The organism is Calidifontimicrobium sp. SYSU G02091, from assembly GCF_022631395.1.
In the GTDB taxonomy this organism is placed as follows: domain Bacteria; phylum Pseudomonadota; class Gammaproteobacteria; order Burkholderiales; family Burkholderiaceae_C; genus Calidifontimicrobium; species Calidifontimicrobium sediminis.
The window spans coordinates 1-2,182 of the sequence record NZ_JALBGB010000068.1 but is presented as its reverse complement, the minus strand read 5'-3'; the positions used below and the strand labels follow the sequence as shown (position 1 = coordinate 2,182).

At 73.7% G+C, this 2,182-nt stretch carries 2 protein-coding genes; both read left to right on the top strand.

Annotation, left to right across the window (positions count from 1 at the left end; genetic code table 11):
• The coding region (glxR, locus tag MOJ79_RS18760) for a 2-hydroxy-3-oxopropionate reductase (protein ID WP_241925526.1) at positions 1 to 879 on the top strand (879 nt) is incomplete at its 5' end.
• A gap of 2 nt (positions 880 to 881) precedes the next feature.
• The coding region (locus tag MOJ79_RS18755) for a glycerate kinase type-2 family protein (protein ID WP_241925525.1) at positions 882 to 2,182 on the top strand (1,301 nt) is incomplete at its 3' end.

The window sequence follows — 2,182 nt, the reverse complement described above, 5'->3', positions numbered from 1 at the left end:
CTCGGCTTCATCGGCCTGGGCATCATGGGCGCGCCGATGTGCGGCCACCTGATCCGCGCCGGGCACCAGCTGTTCGTGCACACGCGCAGCAAGGTGCCGCCCGAGATCGCCGAGTCGAGCGCGACGCAGTGCACGACACCCAAGGGCGTGGCCGAGCGCGCCGACATCGTGTTCACGATGGTGCCCGACACCCCCGACGTCGAGGCCGTGCTGTTCGGCAAGAACGGCGTCGCCGAGGGCCTGTCGCGCGGCAAGGTCGTCGTCGACATGAGCTCGATCAGCCCGATCGCGACGAAGGAGTTCGCCCGCAAGATCAACGCGCTGGGCTGCGACTACCTCGACGCGCCGGTCTCGGGCGGCGAAGTCGGCGCCAAGGCCGCGTCGCTGACGATCATGGTCGGCGGCCCCGAAGCCGCGTTCGAGCGCGTCAAGCCGCTGTTCGAGCTGATGGGCAAGAACATCACGCTGGTGGGCGGCAACGGCGACGGGCAGACGACCAAGGTCGCCAACCAGATCATCGTCGCGCTGAACATCGCCGCGGTGGGCGAAGCGCTCGTGTTCGCGAGCAAGGCCGGCGCCGACCCGGCCAAGGTGCGCCAGGCGCTGATGGGCGGCTTCGCGAGCAGCCGCATCCTCGAGGTGCACGGCGAGCGCATGATCAAGCGCACGTTCAACCCGGGATTCCGCATCGAGCTGCACCAGAAGGACCTGAACCTCGCGCTGCAGGGCGCCAAGGCGCTCGGTGTCGCGCTGCCGAACACCGCCAACGCGGCGCAGCTGATGCAGGCCTGCGCGGCGCACGGCATGGCCGGCCTCGACCACTCGGCGCTCGTGCGTGCGCTCGAGATCCTCGCCAACCACCAGATCTCCCAGGCCTGACGATGACGCTCGACCCGCGCCGTGACCCACGCGGGTTCCTGCGCGCGCTGTACGACGCGGCGGTGCAGCGTGCGCTGCCGCAGGCCGTGACGGCGCCGTTCCTGCCCCCGCCGCCGAAGAAAGGCCGCACGCTCGTGCTCGGCGCCGGCAAGGCCGGCGGCGCGATGGCCGCGGCCGTCGACGCGCTGTGGCCCGCCGACGCGCCGATCTCGGGGCTGGTCGTCACGCGCTACGGGCACGTGCCGCCGGCGTACCGGGCCCGCCCGGGGCGTATCGAGGTCGTCGAGGCGGCGCACCCGGTGCCCGACGAGGCCGGGCGGCGTGCCGCGCAGCGCATCGTCGAGCTCACGCGCGGGCTCACCGCCGACGACCTCGTGCTGTGCCTGATCTCGGGCGGCGGCTCGGCGCTGCTGAGCCTGCCGGCGCCCGGGCTCACGTTCGAGGACAAGCAGGCCGTCAACCGCGCGCTGCTGCAGTCCGGCGCCGCGATCGACGAGATGAACTGCGTGCGCAAGCACCTGTCGGCGATCAAGGGCGGGCGGCTCGCGGCGCTGTGCGCGCCGGCCCGGGTCGTCACGCTGGCGATCAGCGACGTGCCCGGCGACGACCCGGCGGTGATCGCCAGCGGCCCGACGGTGCCCGATGCGACCACCTGCGCCGACGCGCTCGCGATCCTCGCGCGCTACGGCATCGACGTGCCGGGCGCCGCGCGCGCGGGGCTCGAAAGCGGCGCGTTCGAGACACCCAAGCCCGGCGATGCGCGCTTCGCCGGCCACGAGGTGCACCTGATCGCGACACCGCAGCAAAGCCTCGAGGCCGCCGCGGCGCTGGCGCGGCGGCACGGCGTGGCCGCGCACATCCTCAGCGACGAGATCGAAGGCGAGAGCCGCGAGGTCGGCAAGGTGCACGCGGCGCTCGCGCGCGCGGTGGCACGCCGCGGCGAGCCGTTCGCGGCGCCGTGCGTGATCCTCAGCGGCGGCGAGACGACGGTGACGGTGCGCCCGGCCGCCGCCGGCACGCCCCCCGGTCGCGGCGGGCGCGCCACCGAGTTCCTGCTCGGCTGCGCGATCGCGCTGCACGGCCAGCCCGGCGTGCACGTGCTCGCCGCCGACACCGACGGCATCGACGGTGTCGAGGACAACGCCGGCGCCGTCGTCGCGCCCGACACGCTCGCGCGCGCCGCCGCGCTGGGGCTCAAGGCCGGCGACTTCCTCGACCGCCACGACGCCTATTCGTTCTTCGCCGCGCTCGACGACCTCGTCGTCACCGGGCCGACGTACACCAACGTCAACGACTTCCGCGC